Origin of the sequence: Psychrobacter pasteurii (assembly GCF_900162815.1) — a bacterium.
GTDB classification, from domain to species: Bacteria; Pseudomonadota; Gammaproteobacteria; order Pseudomonadales; family Moraxellaceae; genus Psychrobacter; species Psychrobacter pasteurii.
The window spans coordinates 1-2,399 of sequence record NZ_FUGD01000018.1 but is presented as its reverse complement, the minus strand read 5'-3'; the positions used below and the strand labels follow the sequence as shown (position 1 = coordinate 2,399).

Here is a 2,399-nt window from a genome sequence, read left to right as displayed (position 1 = left end):
GTAAATAGACAAGTCCATACAGACAGTGAATTAGTCAATTCGAATATTGGAAATAATAGGTAGCCCTTCATGTCCCTTAAGAGCGCAGAAAAGTCTCCGTCATTAACGCAAAATAAACCGTCAAAAAAATCTTATCTGTTGGCGTTCGCTTTCAGCGCGGGCTCATTATTGACAGGGCTAGGAGCTACTGGGCTGACGGCCGTGCCAGTGGCATCGCAAGCGGCAGGATTGGGTGATTTATTTGGTAATAAAAGTGCTGCCCAACCGAAATTTTTGCCTGTTGATGAAGCGTTTCAAGTTAGCAGTAGCAGCAAACCGACCAATAATGGCACGCGCTTATCGATTAACTTTGACATTACGCCTGAGCACTATGTTTATAAAGACCAAATTAAGCTAACGTTGCCTGCTGGCGTGAGCGCTGCACCTTTTACCTTTAGCCAAAAGCCAGTCTCCATTGATGATCCAACCTTTGGGCAAGTATTGGTATTTGACCAAGCCAATATGGTTGCTACTACCATTTTGAGTAGTAGTAATGGCAAGGCGATAAATAATGCCGCCGTGACGATAGGTTGGCAAGGCTGTGCCAAAGCGGGTCTATGCTATCCACCGGAGAAAATAAAAACCACGGTCAATATCGCTGCTGCGTCACAATCGGCAGCCAATAGTTCAAGTAGTACTGCTACAGTTTCTGCGAGCAATAACAGCAATGTAGAAACTGCGCAAGCCTCTACAGATGGGACAGTTACCAATAGTCTTGCTACAGAGCAAACTACGCCAGATGACGAGGTGATTGATTATGCATTGTTAGATGACGAAGCGTTAGATGCAGAGCTTGGTGCAATCAATACCATCTCTGGAGCCGATGAAGAAGTGGTAGGCGATAATGTCACAAGTGAAGCAGCGAACAATGACGCTGTCATAAATAATGCTGCTGCAACAAACAATACCGTTGTTGGTGATAACACGATTGATAGCGACCCTTTTGGCTTAGCTTCGCATCCGTGGTTGGCATTGGTGTTATTGTTCTTGGCAGGGTTGGTCTTGGCATTGACGCCATGCGTGTTACCGATGCTACCGATTGTTGCCAATATCGTCGCGCGTGAAGACAATCCAACGGTAAAACGCGGTGTTATTTTAACGACCAGCTACGCTATTGGTGTTGCCATCGCTTATGGTATTTTAGGCGCGGTCATTGCGGTATTTGGCGAATCGTTAGGCATTATCGGTTGGCTACAAAATCCGATTATTTTAATTGGGTTTGCCATCGTTTTTGTCTTATTAGCCCTTTATATGTTGGGCGTATTTAGCATTCGTCTGCCGAGATTTATCAGTAGTAAAATGCAGGGTCTAAGCCAAGCGGGGGATAGCAAGCTTGGTAGTACGGGCGGCAGTTTAATTGCGGGATTCTTATCGGCGCTCGTGGTATCGCCTTGTGTTTCGGCACCCTTATTTGGGGCGCTGCTTGCTGTATCAACGATTGGAAGTCCATTACTTGGCTTTGCGGCTTTATTTATGCTCGGTTTTGGTTTATCAGCGCCGCTTATTTTAATCGGCGCGACCCAAGGTAAAATCATGCCAAAAGCGGGTGAGTGGATGAACTGGGTCAAGCAGGGCTTTGCTTTGTTGCTTTTTGCCGTGGCATTGTTATTAATTGAACGCGTCTTTATCTCGCCTGTGATGCTGATGGTTTGGGCGCTGTGGTTTATGGTCGTGGCGATGTGGGCGTGGAGCTGGCTAGGCAAAGGTCGGATGCTGACCCAAGCGCTAGGCTTAATCGCTGGTATTTGGGCGACGTGTTTAATCGTCGGCGCCGCATTGGGCAATGACGACAGCTTGCATCCGCTTGCCTCCCTAACTGCGGTTCCGGTGCTGCAGACAACTGCTGGTCAACCAGCCACCAGTAATGCAACCGATAAGACGGTCACGACGCTGGCTGAGTTAGATGCCATTGTCGCCGCCAATCCTAAAGTGCTGGTCGATGTCACCGCCGAATGGTGTATTGCATGCCGGATTATGGAGAAAAACTTATTTCATAATCGCCCTGCGCAAATGCAAGATTGGCAATTGGTCAGACTTGATATCACGGAGACTACGGCTGATTCAAAAGCAATCTTAGCGCGTTATAAACTATTTGGTCCGCCAGCATTGCTGTATTATCAAGACGGGCAATTGGTCAATCAGCAAGTGGGTGAAATCGGGCGCGCAGCGTTTGAGCAAACCTTAACCGCGCTAAATTAATCGTTTAAATGTAGATAAATTCCACATCATTTCTACCCATTAAAAAGCCAACGTCCTTTGATAATAGGACGTTGGCTTTTTCAATCTTACTAAATAGCCTTTTTAATATAGACGCTAAATCCTTGGTTTAACGTTATTTATTACTATTCATTTAACTACTT

General features: G+C 46.1%; 1 protein-coding gene. It reads left to right on the top strand.

Translation table 11 applies throughout. From position 1 onward, the window contains the following. Window positions 1-69 precede the first annotated feature (69 nt). A complete protein-coding gene (locus A1232T_RS00160; RefSeq protein ID WP_077447475.1) occupies window positions 70-2,238 on the top strand; it encodes a cytochrome c biogenesis protein CcdA in 2,169 nt (722 codons plus the stop codon). Window positions 2,239-2,399 lie beyond the last annotated feature (161 nt).

What these genes read in the sequence shown, in the direction of transcription:
- A1232T_RS00160 (WP_077447475.1), top strand. Translation starts at nt 70, where the DNA reads ATGTCCCTTAAGAGCGCAGAAAAGTCTCCGTCATTAACGCAAAATAAA.